Origin of the sequence: uncultured Hyphomicrobium sp. (genome assembly GCF_902826555.1) — a bacterium.
Lineage (GTDB): Bacteria > Pseudomonadota > Alphaproteobacteria > Rhizobiales > Hyphomicrobiaceae > Hyphomicrobium_C.
Genome location: NZ_CADEFI010000016.1, coordinates 1 through 14,995, shown reverse-complemented (window position 1 = coordinate 14,995; position 14,995 = coordinate 1). Strand labels below are relative to the sequence as shown.

At 67.0% G+C, this 14,995-nt stretch carries 19 protein-coding genes and 1 tRNA gene; 11 read left to right on the top strand and 9 right to left on the bottom strand.

Features of this window, described 5'->3' with window-relative positions; all coding sequences use genetic code 11:
• Positions 1-48: 48 nt before the first annotated feature.
• Positions 49-591 (bottom strand): hypothetical protein, encoded by a 543-nt coding sequence (locus QZV93_RS08890; protein WP_295557727.1) that lies wholly within the window; start codon positions 589-591, stop codon positions 49-51.
• 191 nt (positions 592-782) lie between these two features.
• A complete protein-coding gene (locus QZV93_RS08885; protein WP_295557725.1) occupies positions 783-1,403 on the bottom strand; it encodes a hypothetical protein in 621 nt (206 codons plus the stop codon).
• Positions 1,404-1,595: 192 nt separating this feature from the next.
• Between QZV93_RS08885 and QZV93_RS08880 the strand changes: the two genes are divergently transcribed.
• On the top strand, positions 1,596-1,859 hold the full coding sequence (locus tag QZV93_RS08880) for a hypothetical protein (RefSeq protein WP_295557723.1): 264 nt from the start codon (positions 1,596-1,598) through the stop codon (positions 1,857-1,859).
• A gap of 80 nt (positions 1,860-1,939) precedes the next feature.
• Here the strand turns inward: QZV93_RS08880 and QZV93_RS08875 are convergent, their stop codons facing one another.
• The 5 genes from QZV93_RS08875 to QZV93_RS08855 all read right to left on the bottom strand — a co-directional run bounded on the left by QZV93_RS08875 (position 1,940) and on the right by QZV93_RS08855 (position 5,412).
• Positions 1,940-2,191 carry a hypothetical protein gene (locus QZV93_RS08875; RefSeq protein ID WP_295557722.1) on the bottom strand — a complete coding sequence of 84 codons (252 nt, stop codon included), beginning with the start codon at positions 2,189-2,191 and terminating at the stop codon, positions 1,940-1,942.
• A 105-nt stretch (positions 2,192-2,296) separates the two neighbouring features.
• Entirely contained in the window at positions 2,297-3,193 is an 897-nt protein-coding gene (locus QZV93_RS08870) for a dienelactone hydrolase family protein (RefSeq protein WP_295557720.1), read from the bottom strand.
• A gap of 91 nt (positions 3,194-3,284) precedes the next feature.
• A complete protein-coding gene (locus QZV93_RS08865; RefSeq protein WP_295557718.1) occupies positions 3,285-3,491 on the bottom strand; it encodes a hypothetical protein in 207 nt (68 codons plus the stop codon).
• Between the two features lie 168 nt (positions 3,492-3,659).
• Positions 3,660-4,418 carry a cyclase family protein gene (locus QZV93_RS08860; protein WP_295557716.1) on the bottom strand — a complete coding sequence of 253 codons (759 nt, stop codon included), beginning with the start codon at positions 4,416-4,418 and terminating at the stop codon, positions 3,660-3,662.
• A gap of 4 nt (positions 4,419-4,422) precedes the next feature.
• Positions 4,423-5,412 (bottom strand): fumarylacetoacetate hydrolase family protein, encoded by a 990-nt coding sequence (locus tag QZV93_RS08855; protein WP_295557714.1) that lies wholly within the window; start codon positions 5,410-5,412, stop codon positions 4,423-4,425.
• Positions 5,413-5,575: 163 nt separating this feature from the next.
• Here QZV93_RS08855 and cobT point away from each other — a divergent pair, with 163 nt between their 5' ends.
• The 4 genes from cobT to cbiB all read left to right on the top strand — a co-directional run bounded on the left by cobT (position 5,576) and on the right by cbiB (position 8,999).
• Positions 5,576-6,631, top strand: coding sequence for a nicotinate-nucleotide--dimethylbenzimidazole phosphoribosyltransferase (gene cobT / locus QZV93_RS08850; RefSeq protein ID WP_295557814.1), 1,056 nt, complete (start codon positions 5,576-5,578; stop codon positions 6,629-6,631).
• On the top strand, positions 6,628-7,227 hold the full coding sequence (locus tag QZV93_RS08845; RefSeq protein WP_295557712.1) for a histidine phosphatase family protein: 600 nt from the start codon (positions 6,628-6,630) through the stop codon (positions 7,225-7,227). The genes cobT and QZV93_RS08845 overlap by 4 nt, the downstream gene beginning before the upstream one ends.
• A complete protein-coding gene (cobS, locus tag QZV93_RS08840; protein ID WP_295557710.1) occupies positions 7,224-7,949 on the top strand; it encodes an adenosylcobinamide-GDP ribazoletransferase in 726 nt (241 codons plus the stop codon). The genes QZV93_RS08845 and cobS overlap by 4 nt, the downstream gene beginning before the upstream one ends.
• Positions 7,950-8,018: 69 nt before the next feature.
• Positions 8,019-8,999 (top strand): adenosylcobinamide-phosphate synthase CbiB, encoded by a 981-nt coding sequence (cbiB, locus tag QZV93_RS08835; RefSeq protein WP_295557709.1) that lies wholly within the window; start codon positions 8,019-8,021, stop codon positions 8,997-8,999.
• A 2-nt stretch (positions 9,000-9,001) separates the two neighbouring features.
• Here cbiB and QZV93_RS08830 read toward each other — a convergent pair whose 3' ends face one another.
• The gene (locus QZV93_RS08830) at positions 9,002-10,480 is read right to left on the bottom strand and encodes a cobyric acid synthase (protein ID WP_295557708.1); all 1,479 of its coding nucleotides are present in this window, start codon (positions 10,478-10,480) and stop codon (positions 9,002-9,004) included.
• Positions 10,477-11,010, bottom strand: coding sequence for a bifunctional adenosylcobinamide kinase/adenosylcobinamide-phosphate guanylyltransferase (gene cobU / locus QZV93_RS08825; protein ID WP_295557706.1), 534 nt, complete (start codon positions 11,008-11,010; stop codon positions 10,477-10,479). Before cobU ends, QZV93_RS08830 begins: the two co-directional genes overlap by 4 nt.
• Positions 11,011-11,133: 123 nt before the next feature.
• On the opposite strand from cobU, the gene QZV93_RS08820 reads away from it, so the two are divergent.
• The 6 genes from QZV93_RS08820 to QZV93_RS08795 all read left to right on the top strand — a co-directional run bounded on the left by QZV93_RS08820 (position 11,134) and on the right by QZV93_RS08795 (position 14,922).
• Complete coding sequence (locus QZV93_RS08820; protein WP_295557704.1) at positions 11,134-11,553, top strand: DUF1636 domain-containing protein; 420 nt, start codon at positions 11,134-11,136, stop codon at positions 11,551-11,553.
• 10 nt (positions 11,554-11,563) lie between these two features.
• Positions 11,564-12,355: a uroporphyrinogen-III C-methyltransferase gene (cobA, locus tag QZV93_RS08815; RefSeq protein ID WP_295557703.1), complete on the top strand. Its 792-nt coding sequence runs from the start codon at positions 11,564-11,566 to the stop codon at positions 12,353-12,355.
• Positions 12,352-13,686, top strand: coding sequence for a cobyrinate a,c-diamide synthase (locus tag QZV93_RS08810; protein ID WP_295557701.1), 1,335 nt, complete (start codon positions 12,352-12,354; stop codon positions 13,684-13,686). The genes cobA and QZV93_RS08810 overlap by 4 nt, the downstream gene beginning before the upstream one ends.
• Complete coding sequence (gene bluB / locus QZV93_RS08805) at positions 13,686-14,339, top strand: 5,6-dimethylbenzimidazole synthase (RefSeq protein WP_295557699.1); 654 nt, start codon at positions 13,686-13,688, stop codon at positions 14,337-14,339. The genes QZV93_RS08810 and bluB overlap by 1 nt, the downstream gene beginning before the upstream one ends.
• A gap of 85 nt (positions 14,340-14,424) precedes the next feature.
• Entirely contained in the window at positions 14,425-14,730 is a 306-nt protein-coding gene (locus tag QZV93_RS08800; protein ID WP_295557698.1) for an ETC complex I subunit, read from the top strand.
• A gap of 115 nt (positions 14,731-14,845) precedes the next feature.
• Positions 14,846-14,922, top strand: a tRNA-Arg gene (locus QZV93_RS08795).
• Positions 14,923-14,995: the final 73 nt, after the last annotated feature.

Below are 14,995 nucleotides of genomic sequence, written 5' to 3'. Positions count from 1 at the left end.
CGTTTTCGTAGAAGCACAAGTTGCCGGAGGTCGAAGGCCGCCTTTTCGTCAGCCGGCCGGGCCGAAATGGATCATGGCAAGATTTGCGGCTGAGATCGCCGCCACGATCCAGGCCAGCCGGTAGAGCCGGAGGTGGAATTGCCGGTGGCCGATGAAGTCTCCCGCGAAATAGCCGGCCGTGACAAGGACCGCGAAGCCATATTTTCCGGCTTCTTCGCTGCCCATGAAAGTAAGGACATCCGATCGGTCCGCGTCGCCGTGACCCAGCAGGAACACGAGACACAGGGCTGCGAACACAATCAGGCTCGGCCATGTCTGGTCGTCGAAGAAGCGGCCGAGGCTCATGGGGGCCAACGGCTGGCCGCTGAGACGTGCCGATAGTCTCGCCCCGATCCCCAAGAGAACCATGAACGCCGAGACGCTGAGCGCGGCAACGATGTCTTGATGAACGTCGATGCCGGCAAGATCGAGGGGCGGACGCCAGAGATCGTTCGTGAATTCCCGCCATCGCATGAGCACAAGCGAGAACGGTGGCGCGAACGGCATGGCCTTCGCCAGCTCGGCCAGCACCGTCAGCGCGGCGCCGCTCAAGGCCAGGACCGCAACGCTTTCGCGTTTCAGCCAGGCCAGGATTGGACTTGAGGATCGGCGCAAAGACGCATGTGGCGATGGGCGGTTGCGTGTTCCGCGCCATCTGGGCGAGGCAACGGTCGGCCGCCGCGGGTTAGTGGGCTCTCTCATGCAGCGGCGATCTTTTCAAACTGACGATTGCGTGGATCGCTTCATCGATTGAGGACACAGCAGCCCTGCTGAAAATCGTCGTCGTTCGAGAGCAAGACCTGGAATGAGTAGTCGTACTCCGACATCCCATCCGAGCACCAGTCCTGTTGCGACACCGTCGCCCGGACCTTTCGCCCGTTGGTATCCGTGAGACGATAGAGAAGGGGAAACAGGCGCGCCGTGGCCGGTTGAACGCGATCTGTTGTCAGCTTGGTCTGGGAGTCCGGATCGCTGTATTCGCCTTCGCCCGGTCCCAGTGTCACGCCCCAGAACGGCTCCGCGCCAGCGCACGTGAAGGTCGCGCCCTTGAGGTCGGCGAATTCGGCGCCTTCGAGGAACTTGGCGTTGACCCAGCCGCGTGTCGATCGGAACGAGATTTCGAACCACCGCTGCTCTCCGACGAGTTTCGAGCGTCCGGTGCCGAGGACATCGCTGGCATCGGCTGGGATTCGTCCTAGCTCCTTCCAGTCTGCCGGCTTGCCGCCATCGTCGGGCTCTTCCCGGATCGTGAGCGTGTCGCCGGCTTTGATACCGGTGACTTTGTAGGTCTCGAACGCGAAGGCGGTCGTCGCGCAGGCGAGCGACGCGGCGAGTGCCGAAAGGCAGGTCAACGACTTGATCACGAATGGCCTCTGGAGTGACGGAGCGATAGCGGCATTCTATTCGTCCGTGCTCGTCGCCGCCAAGCGCAGATGCAAAGTGGCGCTTAGGCGCGCATGCTTAGTTTACGGATGCGTAACGAGAGGAACCGAAAATCTTGCGATACGTTCTCCTCCAGCACCGCGGTGTGCCGCGGGTGCAAAGGAGTAACCCCGATGAAAAAGATGATGACGGCGATCGCGCTCGTGGCCCTTCTCGGCGCCACCCCGGCTGCGATCGCTAAAGACAAAACACTGAAAGACAAAGAATCGCAGCAGTCGAGTGTGCAGGAGAACGCGAACAGAGAGCAGAACGCGGACGGCACCTTCCAAGGCAAGCCCGTGGTAAAGGGGCCGGCAAACTGGCACCACGCCAACGCGTCGGCGAGTTCCGGTGCCTCGAGCGGCGAGTCCGGATCGAGCGCAGTCGGCGAGAGATAGGCGAGCCGTGCCAGCGTGATGAGTTCCGAGTGACGAGAGAAAGCCCCGGGGCCGGTGGCTCCAGGGCTTTCAATTCGCGATTACGCGCCCGTCGCGTCTTTGACGCACTTCGTCGTGAAGCTGGTCGCGGCGGCGCCGTGAAGCCCCTTCGCCTTGGCATCCGAATCGCATTTCGCCTTGGCGTCCTTCTCGCACTTGCCCATGAAGCTCGTTTGCGCTGCTCCATGGAGATTCTTGGCGTCTGCCTGGCTCTTGCAGCTGGTATCGGCAAGCGCGCCGCTCGCGAGAACGCACGACGCTGCGATTGCGCACGCCGCAGTCTTAAAACTCATAAGGTTGTGCATGGGTGTCCTCCAAGGTCTTCCAATGTTGGAAGACCTTGGAGGCGCTCCCGCCGCGAACAAGGACCGCGCGCCATACAAATTGGTATGCTGGACTTAAGAGACGCCGTGCTGCTTGAACCAAGCGAGAAGGCGAGACCAGCCTTCCTTGGCGGCCTCGGCCCGGTAGCTTGGCCTGTAGTCCGCGTGGAACGCATGCGGAGCGCCTTCGAAGACGACGATATCGCACGTCTTGCCGGCCTTGGCGCAGGCGCCGCGCATGGCCCCGACGGTATCGAGCGGAATGCCTTGGTCGGCCCCGCCGTAGAGCCCGAGCACGGGCGCCTTGAGATCGCCGGCGATGTCCACCGGATGCTTTGGCGTGAGCTGAGACGTCTCGCCGACGAGCCTGCCATACCATGCGACTCCCGCCTTGAGCTTCGCGGTGTGCGCGGCATAGAGCCAGGTAATGCGTCCGCCCCAGCAGAAGCCCGTGATACCGAGCCTCTCGACATCGCCGCCGTCGGAGGCGGCGAATTGCACGGTCGCGTCGAGGTCGCTCATCACCTGCGCGTCCGGAACCTTGGCCACGACGGCGCGAACCTCGTCGATGCTCTTCAAGCCGGCCACGTCGCCCTGCCGCACGTACATCTCCGGCGCGATCGCGAGATAGCCCGCTTTTGCCAGGCGCCGGCACACGTCTTTGATGTGCTCGTGCACGCCGAAGATCTCCTGCACGACGAGAATGACCGGGAACGGGCCGCCCTGCGCAGGCTTCGCGCGATAGGTCGGGATCGCGCGATCGGACGCCTGAACCTGCACCTCGCCGGCTTCGAGGCCGTTCGCGTCGGTGGTGATCGTGGTTTCGGCCGCAACCGGCTGCGTCGCGAGCGCAAATCCGGTGGCGAGCGTGGTCAGCATGGCCTCGCGCCGCGAGGGCTCGAACTTTGGAAACAGGCTCCGCATGTCGGTGGCCAGATTGACCGCGTCCGCATCGTCTGTCGGTCGGCTCATATCGAGGTGTCCCGTCGTTGCCTGCCGCGCCCTATTAGCTGTAGCGATAAGGCAAACATGGGGCCGTCGATTGCAGGGTCAATGGCGCGCGCTAGTCTCCGCCGCGCCGTTGGGCCGGCTTCTTGCCCGGCTTCACCATGGCAGCGCTTTCCCACCCCTTGCCTTCGAGCGCCCCGCTGTTCTCGGCACGCCGCCGCCGGTGCGCTTCGAGCCGCGCGCGTTTGAGCAGGATGGCGTCGTAATTGGGGTGGCTAGGGTCGAGTTGGGTGGGTGCCGGCGCGGGCTTGGGCTTCTTCATCGGGACCTGGGCGGCATCGCATGTGGTATGGAATAATGTCCCATTCTACAGGGAAAAATTCCCGACCCAAGCCCCGAAGCCGATTTTTTTTGGGGTAGATAGGACGTCAACGGCGCAATGAAACGGAAGAATAGATAGCTAAATCAGCGGAGTGCCCAAGAGCCTCCCTCAGCGAAGAAGCGCCACGACCCGCGCGGGAGCCGCCGACGCCCCTACGATCTTGAGGGGAAACACCGCAACCTCGAATCCGTACGGCGGTAGCGCGCCGAGGTTCGTGAGCTGCTCCATGTGCCAGAAGGGCCGGCGCTGGCCGACCCGGTGCGCTTCCCAGAACAGGCTCGCGTCCCCCGTCGCGCGCGATTTGGCGATCTGCGCCCGGAACGGTAGATCCCACCCCCATTGGTCGATGCCCATGACGCTGACGCCCCGGTCGAGCAGCCATTCGGTGGCAGCAGCACTCATGCCGGTTCCCGTCTTCCAGAAGTCCTTCGTATCCATCAGGCGGTCGCGTCCGGTGCGGATCAGCACGATGGTGTGCTCGGTGAGCGTTGCACCGGATTTCGCGAGCGCGGCCTCCATGTCGGCGACCGTGATCGGGTCGTCGTCCGCCTTGTGCGCAAGGTCGAGCACCACGCCCGGCCCGATGCAGCGTTCGAGCGGGATCTCGTCGATGGTTTGCGCTCGTGCGCCGGCTGAAGTCGGCCCGTAATGCCATGGCGCGTCGATGTGCGTCGTCGCGTGCACGCCCATGCGGATCGTGTCGTCGGCCCAGCCGGCGAAATCGCGCGGGAAGAGACGGAACGGCAAACCGAGCGCCCGCACCAGCAGCTTCGCCAGCCGGTGCGGCTTGTGCTTGACCTTGACCCGCATGAAGAACGGATCGTCGCGGTTGAAGCGGACCGGCTTCGAGAGATCGATCACCTGCATGGGCTCATCCTTCTCGGCAAATGGTGTTGCGAAGGCGGCCGACGCCGTCGATCGCGATCTCGACGGTATCGCCCGCGCTGAGCATGCGCCCTGCTTCGATGCCGCTGCCGCCGGGCAGCGTACCGGTGGCGAACAGCTCGCCGGGATAAAGCCGTTCTGAGCGCGAGGCGTGTGCCAACGCCTCGCCGAGCGTCCAGCGCGCGCCCGCGCTCAAGGGTTCCGCGACAAGCCTTCCGTTGATGCGCACCTCGCCCTTGAGATCGCCCCATCGCGGTAGGACCTCGTCCGCGCTGACGACGGCATTCGAAAGTCCGTTGCGAAAATGCTTCGATTTCTGTGGGCCGAAGCCTGAGCGCATCTCGTTGCGTTGGACCGAGCGCGCGGTGAAGTCGTTGACGACCACGAAGCCGCCGATCGCTGCTTCGGCCTCCTCGGCACCTGCGTTGTACAACGCGCTCTTCAGCACGAATCCCAGCTCCAGTTCATAGTCGACACCGTCGGCATAGGACGGGATCGCAATGCCCTCGCCGTCGCCCGCGAAGGCCAGGTGGTTTCCCATGTAGTAGATCGGCTCGCGATACCAGAGCCGCGACGGCTTGAGCAGGGGAAACGGCGGGCCGATGATCCGTTCATAGGCGCGAACGAACGGCCAGGCGCCCGGCATATAGGTCTTCACGAAGCCGCGCGCCGCGTCGATCGCATGGCGCTCGTAGAGCATGAAGTCGCGAAACGAGCGCGGCTCGAAAGGAAGCACCACGCGTCGCGCTGCAGTGGCCGGCTCGGCCGTGAGCGCCGCGGCTGCTTCGGCGAGGCGCGCACGAACATCGTCGGGCGCCCCGAGCAGGGCCACGATATCGCCCGACCAGCGGGCGATATCCGCGTCCGCGAGCGCAGGCGAAAGGCCCCGCAGCAACGCGCCCGCATCCACCCAGCCGTCGCCCGCCGCGATCTCGACCGCGAACGCCGCGCCATCCGTTACGCGCCTGAGCTTCATGCCGTCCCTTGAGGTTAACGCGCGGGCGCCAAACATCCGCGGCCGGGCCATCGCTCGCACAGGCGCCAGCCGAGATCAATTGCCAACGGCTCAGTTGCCGGCCGCCGCATAGCGTGCCATGCAGCCAGCCAGGAATGCCATGCCGGGAGCCGTCACAAGAGAGATGCCCTCCACCTGGATCGAAACACCGTGCCCCGCTCCCTCCGCCCACCATGGGGCGGCGGCGCGCGCCCGTCAGGCCATGCTGACGAAACCCGCCGGCTCGCTCGGCATGCTCGAGGAGCTGGCGATCAGGCTTGCGGCTCTCCAGGCGACGGAGCGTCCGCGCGCCGCCAACGCGCCGATCATCCTTTTCGCCGGCGACCACGGTGTCACGGCACAAGGCATCTCCGCCTATCCGTCGGCTGTGACCGTCGAGATGCTGAAGAACTTTGCCAACGGCGGCGCGGCCGTGGCCGTGCTGGCCCGGGCGCTCGATGTGCCGTTGAAAGTGATCGACGCGGGCACGCTGGCGCCCGAACCTTTGCCCGGTGTCGTGACTGACAAGCCGTGCCGGGGCACGCGCGATTTCACGGTCGAGCCGGCGCTGACGGAGGACGAGCTCGCCTTTGCGTTGGCGGCCGGCAAGCGCGCGGTCGAAGCGGAGGTCGCAGCTGACCTCGTGCTCTTCGGCGAGATGGGGATCGGAAACACGACGGCCGCAGCTGCCATCGCTGCCGCGCTGCTCGCCAAATCCCCGGATGAAATCGCGGGCGCCGGCACCGGCCTCGATGCGGCCGGGGTCACGCACAAGGTCGAGGTCATCGCAAGCAGTCTTGCGCGCCATGGGCTCGACGGGCCGGGAGCCGATCCACGCCGCGTGCTGGCCTGCGTCGGCGGCCTCGAGATCGCGGCGCTCACCGGCGCCATCATCGCCGCAGCGCAGGCGGGCCGCCCCGTGCTCGTCGACGGCTTCATCGTCACCGTCGCCGCGCTTGCCGCCACGCGCCTCAACCCGTCGTGCGCGCCTTGGCTCATCTATTCCCACCGTTCGGCCGAGCGTGGACATGCAACCCTTCTCGCCGCGCTTGGAGCGCGTCCGGTTCTCGATCTCGACTTGCGCTTGGGTGAAGGATCGGGCGCCGCCACCGCTCTCGCCGTGCTGCGCCTCGCATGCGCGCTCCACAACGGCATGGCGACCTTCGATGAGGCGGCCGTGTCCGGCCGGAGCACGCCATGACCGTCGTAGAGTTCCTGCGCCACGGTGCAACGGAGACCGAAGGCGCCTTGCTCGGCCGCACCAACCCGCCGCTCTCGGCGCGGGGACGGGCCGCGATCGCACGGCAGACGGCCGGACGCACATGGTCGGCGATCGTCGCTTCGCCGCTGGCGCGCGCGAGAGCTTCAGCCGAGATCGCGGCAGCGCATGCGGACGGCGATGTCGTGATCGACCCCGACTGGGCGGAAATCGATTTCGGAGACTGGGACGGAAAGCAGCGCAGTGATCTGGCGCAGGATCCACTCCTCGCCGCCTTTTACGAAAATCCCGACGCGAACCCGCCACCGGACGGGGAGACGATGCAGAGCGTCCGCGCCCGCGTCACCGCCGCGCTCGACCGGCTTGCGGCGCGTGAAGACGGCCCGGTGCTCGTCGTCGCCCATGGTGGAACGATCCGCATGGCGCTCTCCGTCATGCTCGCCATCCCGCTCGAACGCCTCTGGGCGGTGCGCATCGCCTGCGCGACGCTGATCCGTGTCGAGATGGGCGCCCATGCGGACCATGGCCTCTGGGGCGAGCTGATCGACATCGTGCAGCCGAACGAGCGAGCATCATGAACGGCTTTCTCGCGGCGCTTGCATTCCTGACGCGCATCCCGACGCCGCGTTTGGCAGCCGGCGGGGCCAGGGACATTGCGCGCGCCGCACCTTGGCTGCCGGTCGTCGGCGCGATTATCGGCGCGCTCGTCGCCGCAGCCGTCGCTTTGGGCACCGCCGTCAATCCCTGGATCGGCGCGCTCTTCGGCGTGCTCGCCTGGGTGCTTGTGACCGGCGCCCTCCATATCGATGGCTTGGCGGACGTGGCCGACGGTCTTGGCGCCGCCCACGGCAATCCGGACCGTTTCGTGGAGGTTGCCCGCGATCCCCACCTCGGCAGCTTCGGCGCCGTTGCCATTGCGCTCGTGCTCATGGCCAAGCTGGTCTTGCTTGCAGCGCTTGCCGAGCGCGCCCCGTTGCCCGAGGTCGCAGCCGGGCTCGCGCTCGTGACGGCGTGGGCGCGCTGGGCGACACTGGCGCTCGGGCGCTCCGTGCCGCCTCTGACCGAGGGGCTGGGCAGCCGCCTTGCGGCCGGCATCCGCACACAGGTCGTCGCGCTGGAAGGCCTCGTGCTGGCCGCTGTCTCGGTTTTCGTTGCGCCGGCGTTGCTCGTGGCCGTCCCGCTGGCGGCGCTCTTCGCGCTCTATTGGCGTGCGCGTCTCGGCGGCATGACCGGCGACTGCCACGGCGCCAGCATCGAGATCATGGAATCTCTTCTTCTCTTTGCGCTGCTCGCGATGTGAGGCGTTGTTTCGCCGAAGTCCCACGTATGGTAGGCAGCGAGCTCCTGCTCCCGACATGGGTCACACTCGATGGCATTCGCGCTGGCATTTCTCGCTCTCCTCGTCGAGGCCATAGCCGGCTATCCTCAGGCGCTGCTGACGCGCATCGGTCATCCCGTCACGTGGATGGGCACCCTGATCACGCGCGCAGAGATGGTCTGGAACGAGGGGCACCTTTCCTTTGCGCGCGCCCGCCTGCGCGGCATCCTGGCGCTCGCCACCGTCGTGTTGGTCACGGTGTCGGCCGCGCTTCTGATCGACCACGCGTTGGATCTCGCGCTTCCCGTATGGGCCGCGCTGATTGTCGAAGCCCTGCTGGCGAGCACGCTCTTGGCCGCCCGCAGTCTGGACGACCACGTCACGGACGTCGCGGAGGCACTGGAGGCGCGCGGGCTTGCCGGAGGCCGCCAGGCCGTCTCGCGCATCGTCGGACGCGATCCCGAGACGCTCGACGAGCCCGGGGTGTCCCGGGCCGCCATCGAAAGCCTCGCCGAAAACTTCTCGGACGGCGTGGTTGCGCCGCTGTTCTGGCTGATCGTCGGTGGCCTTCCGGGATGCGCAGCCTACAAGGCCATCAACACTGCCGACAGCATGATCGGACACAAATCCGAACGCTATCTCGCCTTTGGCTGGGCGGCCGCACGCCTCGACGATCTCGTCAACCTGCCCGCGTCGCGCTTGTCGGCGATCTGGCTGGTCGCAGCTGCCCGTGTCATGCCCGGAGCCGACTGGCGCACGGCGGCGCTGAGCGCGCTCACCGATGCGCCACGTCACCGCTCGCCCAATGCCGGCTGGCCGGAAGCCGCGATGGCGGGCGCGCTTGGCCTCGCGCTCGCCGGCCCGCGCAGCTATGGCGGCAAGCGCGTCGACGACGCCTGGATGGGCTCCGGCCGCCGCGACGCCACCGCCGCGGACATCCATCGCGCGCTTCGCCTTTACCGCATCGCCTACATTCTGCAAGGCGCCGTCGTTGGTCTGCTTGCGCTCGCCGTGCTGGTTATCTTCTGGTGATGTCAGAGTGAAGGGGCGCGGCTGAGCGCCAAGAGTGCATCGCAGTCCACATGCGCTTCGAGGTGATCGGCGAGACGGTCGAGCGTGGCGTCGAGATCCTGCTGGTAGTTGAACGCGGAGCCCGATGCGCCGATCCGCTTGAGCCAGCAAGCCCGCGCAGCGTCGCGCGCGAAAAGCCCGTGCACATAGCAGCCGCCGATACGGCCGTCTGCGCTCACCGCGCCATCCGGCCGTCCCCCGCGGATATCCAGAAGCGGCCGCCGCACGCCCTCGCCGACGGTTTCGCCCATGTGCATCTCGTAGCCGGAGAAGGCCACGTCGCTTTGCCACAGGGTTCCGGCGACCTCGTGGAGCACCTTCGTTGCCAGCAGCGTCGTCTCGACATCGAGGTAACCCAGTCCCGGCACGGTCTGTGGCGGGCCTTCGATGCCGCGCGGATCGCTCACCGCTCTGCCGAGCATCTGATAGCCGCCGCACATCCCGAGCACATGGCCGCCGCGGCGGATGTGGGCGGCGAGATCGACGTCCCATCCAGCTTCGCGCAACGCTCCGAGATCGGCGATGGTCGACTTTGAGCCGGGCAGGATGACCAGCTGCGCTGCGCTCGGCAACACGTCGCCGGGACGAACGAAGACGACGTCGACGGAGCTTTCGAGTCGCAGCGGATCGAAATCGTCGAAATTCGAGATATGCGGATAGGCAAGCACCGCGATGAGCGGCTTGCCCGAGCCGCTTGCGCTTCGCGCGTAGCTGTCGAGCGCCAGCGCATCCTCCGCCGGCAGCCGTCGCGCACCCGCGAAATAGGGGACAAGGCCCAGCGGCGCCCATCCCGTGCGCGCGGCGATTGCATTCATGCCGTCGGCGAAGAGCCTTGGATCGCCGCGGAACTTGTTGACCAGGAAGGCTTCGATCATCGCCGCATCCTCCGCCGGCAGTACGGCCTGCGTCCCGACCAGGCTCGCGATCACGCCGCCGCGGTCGATGTCGCCGATCAGCACGACGGGCACGCCTGCTCTTCGCGCAAAGCCGAGGTTCGCGATATCGCCCGCGCGCAGGTTGACCTCTGCCACCGAGCCCGCTCCTTCGACGAGCACGATGTCGCTTTCTTCGACGAGCGTGCCGAAACTCTCGAGCACGGGCTCTATCAGCCTGGGCTTCATGGCCAGAAAAGCCGCCGACTCGACGGTGCCCACCACCTGACCCTGAACCACCACTTGAGCGCCGGTCTCGCTCTGCGGCTTCAGCAGCACCGGGTTCATATGCACCGTGGGCTCCGTGCGCGCTGCATGCGCCTGCAGCGCTTGCGCTCGCCCGATCTCGCCGCCGTCCTTCGTCACCGCCGCGTTGTTGCTCATGTTCTGCGGCTTGAAAGGACGCACGCGAAACCCGCGCCGCGTGAACAGCCGCGCCAGCCCGGCAACGATCAGAGACTTGCCGACATCGGAGCCCGTGCCGGCGAGCATGATTGCGCGTGCGGTCACGGCTTGGCCTGTTTGAGCACGAGCGGCAGCCCGGCCGCCATCAGCACCACGGTGTCCGCGAGCGCCGCGACCGCCGCGTTGAGTCGCCCCTGCTCGTCGCGAAACGCCCGCGCCAGCGCATTGTCGGGTACGATGCCGAGGCCCACCTCGTTGGAAACGAGCACGATCGGTCCCGCGGCTTCGTCGAGCGCCGTCAACAGTCGCGCGCGATCGGCCGCCACGTCCCGCTCCGACAGCATGACGTTCGAGAGCCACAGCGTAAGGCAGTCGACGAGCATCGGATGCGGATCGGCCGCGTGCGCCTGGATCACCTCCGCGAGATCGAGCGGCACCTCGCGCGTCACCCATCCCGGGCCGCGGCGGCGCACGTGATGGGCGATGCGCTCTTTCATTTCCTCGTCGCGCGCCTCTCCCGTCGCCACGTAGATCCAGGGAGTTGGCAGCGCCGTGACGAGCCCTTCCGCGTAGCGGCTCTTGCCCGAGCGCGCGCCGCCGAGAACGAGGGTGAGACGGGGAAGCTGAAGCGTCATGAGGTGGGTCCGGCGGCCGGCGATATGCCCCTGTTTGACAGCCCTTGCATCGAAAGGCTATCTCAATCCGCTGATCGCCTGGCGCGCCCTGCTCCAGCCGTTTTATTATGGCGTCCCAAGACCTTGATTACTTCCCCCGATCCCGAAGGCCGTGAGCCCGCCGCCGCGACGATCTTTGTCTGCACGACGTGCCGGCGCAAGCGCGACGACATGCCCTTGGGCTACGATCTTCCCGGCGCCGGGCTTGCCGAGGCCCTGGATCGGGAGGTCGCGGCCCGTGGTCTGGCGCAGCTGACGGTCACGCCGGTCGAATGCCTTGCCGTTTGCAGGCGCCCTTGTACGGTGGCCTTCGCGGGCCCCGGCAAATGGACACATCTCGTCGGCGATCTCGACGCCGAGGCCCATGTCGGGGACATCGTTACGGCGGCCCTCGCATTCGCGCGCTCGGCCGATGGCATCGTCCCGTGGATGGAGAGGCCGCAATCGATCCGAAGCGGCGGGATTGCCCGCGTTCCGCCCGTCGGATTCAAGTCGAAGACGTAGTGCAAAGCCCATGGACTTCCCGCCGGACATCTTCCCCGCGTTCCCGGACATGAGGCCGGGAGAGGTCTGGCTTGTGGGTGCGGGGCCCGGCGACCCTCGTCTTCTGACGGTCATGGCCATCCATGCGCTGCGCTCGGCGGATACGATTGTCCACGATGCGCTGGTCGATGCACGCATCCTGCGCCTTGCCCGCGACGGCGCCGAGATCCACTTCGCCGGCAAACGCGGCGGCCGGCCCTCACCGCAGCAGCGCGACATCAACGAGCTGATCGTCGTCGAGGCCAAGCGCGGTCGCCGCGTGCTCCGCCTCAAGGGCGGCGACCCGTTCGTGTTCGGACGCGGAGGAGAGGAGGCGCACGCGCTGATCGGCGCCGGGATTCCCTATCGCATCGTCCCGGGGCTGACATCCGGGCTGGCCGCGTCCGCGCTCGCCGGCATTCCCGCCACCACGCGCGAGACCAACCACGCCATCATCCTCGCTGCCGGCCATCGCGCCGAGGGCGATGACGCCGCGCGGGCATGGGAAGCGCTCGCCGCCACCGGGCAGCCGATCATTCTTTACATGGCGCTGGCGCAGCTGGAGGAGATCGCGGCGGCATTCCTGCGCGGCGGCATGAATCCGGAAACGCCTGCAACCATCATCTCGCACGCCACCGGTGAGCAAGAGCACGTCGTCGACACCTGTCTCGCCGATGTCGTCGAGTCTGCAAGCTCGAATGGGATCGAAGCTCCCGCGGTTATCGTCATCGGCTCTATCGCCGGCCTCCGCGCTATTCTGGCATCCGGCATGGTGAGGCCATGACTGCCGTCGCGCGCGCCCCCGGCCTGATCGTTGCCGCTCCCGCCTCCGGCGCAGGCAAGACGACGGTCGCACTGGGTCTAATGCGCGCGTTCGCGCGGCGCGGCCATGTGGTGCAACCCTACAAATGCGGCCCGGACTATATCGATCCCGCGTTTCATACGGCCGCCGCCGGACGCGTGTCGCACAACCTCGATACGTGGGCCATGCGCAGGTCCGTTCTCGCAGACATCGTCTGTCATCACGGCGACACCGCCCACGTCGTCGTCGCCGAAGGCGTCATGGGGCTGTTCGATGGCGTAGCCGATGCCGGCCAGACTGCGCGCGCCTCAACGGCCGATCTCGCGGCGCTGACGGGCTGGCCGGTCGTGCTCGTGCTCGACGTGTCGGCTCAGGCCGAGACCGCAGCGGCCCTCGCGCTCGGTTGCGCGCGCTATCGCCCCGACGTGCCCATCGCCGGCGTCATCCTGAACCGTGTCGCGGGCGCGGCGCACGCGCACATGATCACGCCCGCCCTCGACGCCATCGGGCTCCCCTGCTTTGGCGCGTTACCGCGGCGTGATGATCTGACGCTGCCCGAGCGGCACCTCGGCTTGGTGCAGGCGGTCGAGACGAGCGGCCTCGACGAGCACCTCGACCGCATCGCCGATGTCGTGGCGGAAGCCATCGATCTTCATCGGATCCTGGCGGCGGCACGCCCCCACCGCCTGCCGACGTCCGCAAGCCCCACGCCGGGTCTTCCGCCCCCCGGCCAGCGCATTGCGCTCGCGAGCGACACCGCCTTCGCGTTTTCCTATCCGCACCTCCTTGCCGGGTGGCGCCGCGCTGGAGCCGAGGTGATCCCCTTCTCGCCGCTGGCTGACGAGGCACCGCTTGCGAGTGCCGACGCCGTCTGGTTGCCCGGCGGCTATCCGGAGCTCCACGCCGGCCGGATCGCGAACGCGTCCCGGTTCCACACGGGCCTGCGCGCCCTGGCGTCCGCGAACGTGCTTATTCACGGCGAATGCGGGGGCTATATGGTGTTGGGCGAGGGCTTGCAGGATGCGAGCGGGGCGCGCCATGCCATGGCCGGCCTGTTGGGCGTTGAAACCTCCTTCGCGAAACCGCGCATGAGCCTCGGTTATCGGCGTGCACGCACCCTGGCGCCGTCTGCATTAGGCCCGTCGGGCACCGAGGTCATGGGGCACGAGTTTCACTTCGCGTCCACGACGGCGGTGACCGACGAGCCGCTGGTCGCCGCGCACGACGCGAGCGGAAACAATGTGCCTGAGCGCGGCGCGCGGCGCGGATCGGTGACCGGCACCTTTCTCCACGTGATCGATGGGGTCGGGTGATGACCGCAGATCGCGCCAGCCCGCCGGCCTTCGGTCCCGAGTTTGCGGCAGCCTTCCGCGAGCTGGTGCTGTGGCGCCGCGACGTGCGCCGCTTCCGTGCCGATCCGCTTCCCGATGGCCTCGTCGACCGCTTGATCGAGCTGGCGACCCACGCGCCGTCGGTCGGCAACTGCCAGCCCTGGCGCTTTGTTCGCGTCGAAAGCCCGCCGCGTCGCGAGGCCGTGCGGACATCCTTCCGGCGCGCCAATCAGGCCGCGCTCGAGGGCTATGACGGAGAGGTGCGCACACTCTACGCGCGTCTCAAGCTCGAAGGCCTCGAAGCCGCTCCCGTCCAGCTCGCGATCTTTGCCGACGAGGCGACGGAGCGTGGCGCAGGCCTCGGCCGCCAGACCATGCCCGAGATGCTCCGCTTCTCTGTCGTGGCTGCCGTCAACACGTTGTGGCTTGCCGCCCGCGCCGAGGGAATCGGCGTCGGTTGGGTCTCGATTCTCGAACCCGAGGTTGTGACCCGCGCCCTGGATGTGCCCGAAAGCTGGTCGCTGATCGCCTATCTCTGCCTCGGCCGGCCCGTCGAGGAGCATCTCGATCCGGAGCTCGAGCGAGCAGGATGGCAGGCACGCGCCGATCTGTCGGAGCTCGTCCTGCGCCGCTGAGACCATTGGCGCCTCGCGCAACCCTTGTCGCAGCGCCGGTCCGGGGGTATTGAAACGCAGTCCAAGAGCGAGAGTCGAGGATCCCGTGACCGCGCGCATTTTCAAACCGGCCAAAACCGCCATGCAGTCGGGGACCGCCCGCACGAAAGAATGGCTGCTCGAGTATGAGGCTGCCGTGCCGCGCCAGATCGATCCTCTGATGGGCTGGACCAGCTCGTCCGATACGCGCACCCAGCTTCGTCTCGAGTTCGACACCAAGGACGAGGCCATAGCCTATGCCGAGCGCAACGGCATCCCGTATCGGCTCGACGAGCCCAAGCCGCGCGGTCTCGTGCGCAAATCCTACGCCGACAACTTCAAGTTCGGCCGTCTGGGATCTTGGACCCACTAGCATCGCAGGGATCGCTTTCGCCGGGCCAAACGCCCGCGGGGCGGGGTCTGGGCGCTGTCCGCGCAATCTGGTATAGAGCCCGTCATGCGACGCATGTAACGTCGATTGTGGCCGAGATCCCGTAGCTCAGTCGGATAGAGCACCTGCCTTCTAAGCAGGGGGTCGCAGGTTCGAATCCTGCCGGGATCGCCACGGGCTTAACGGGCCGTTGATCTCACTGGCGAAAATCGTCAAAAGTCCCCACCGAAGCATCACCCGTCAAAAA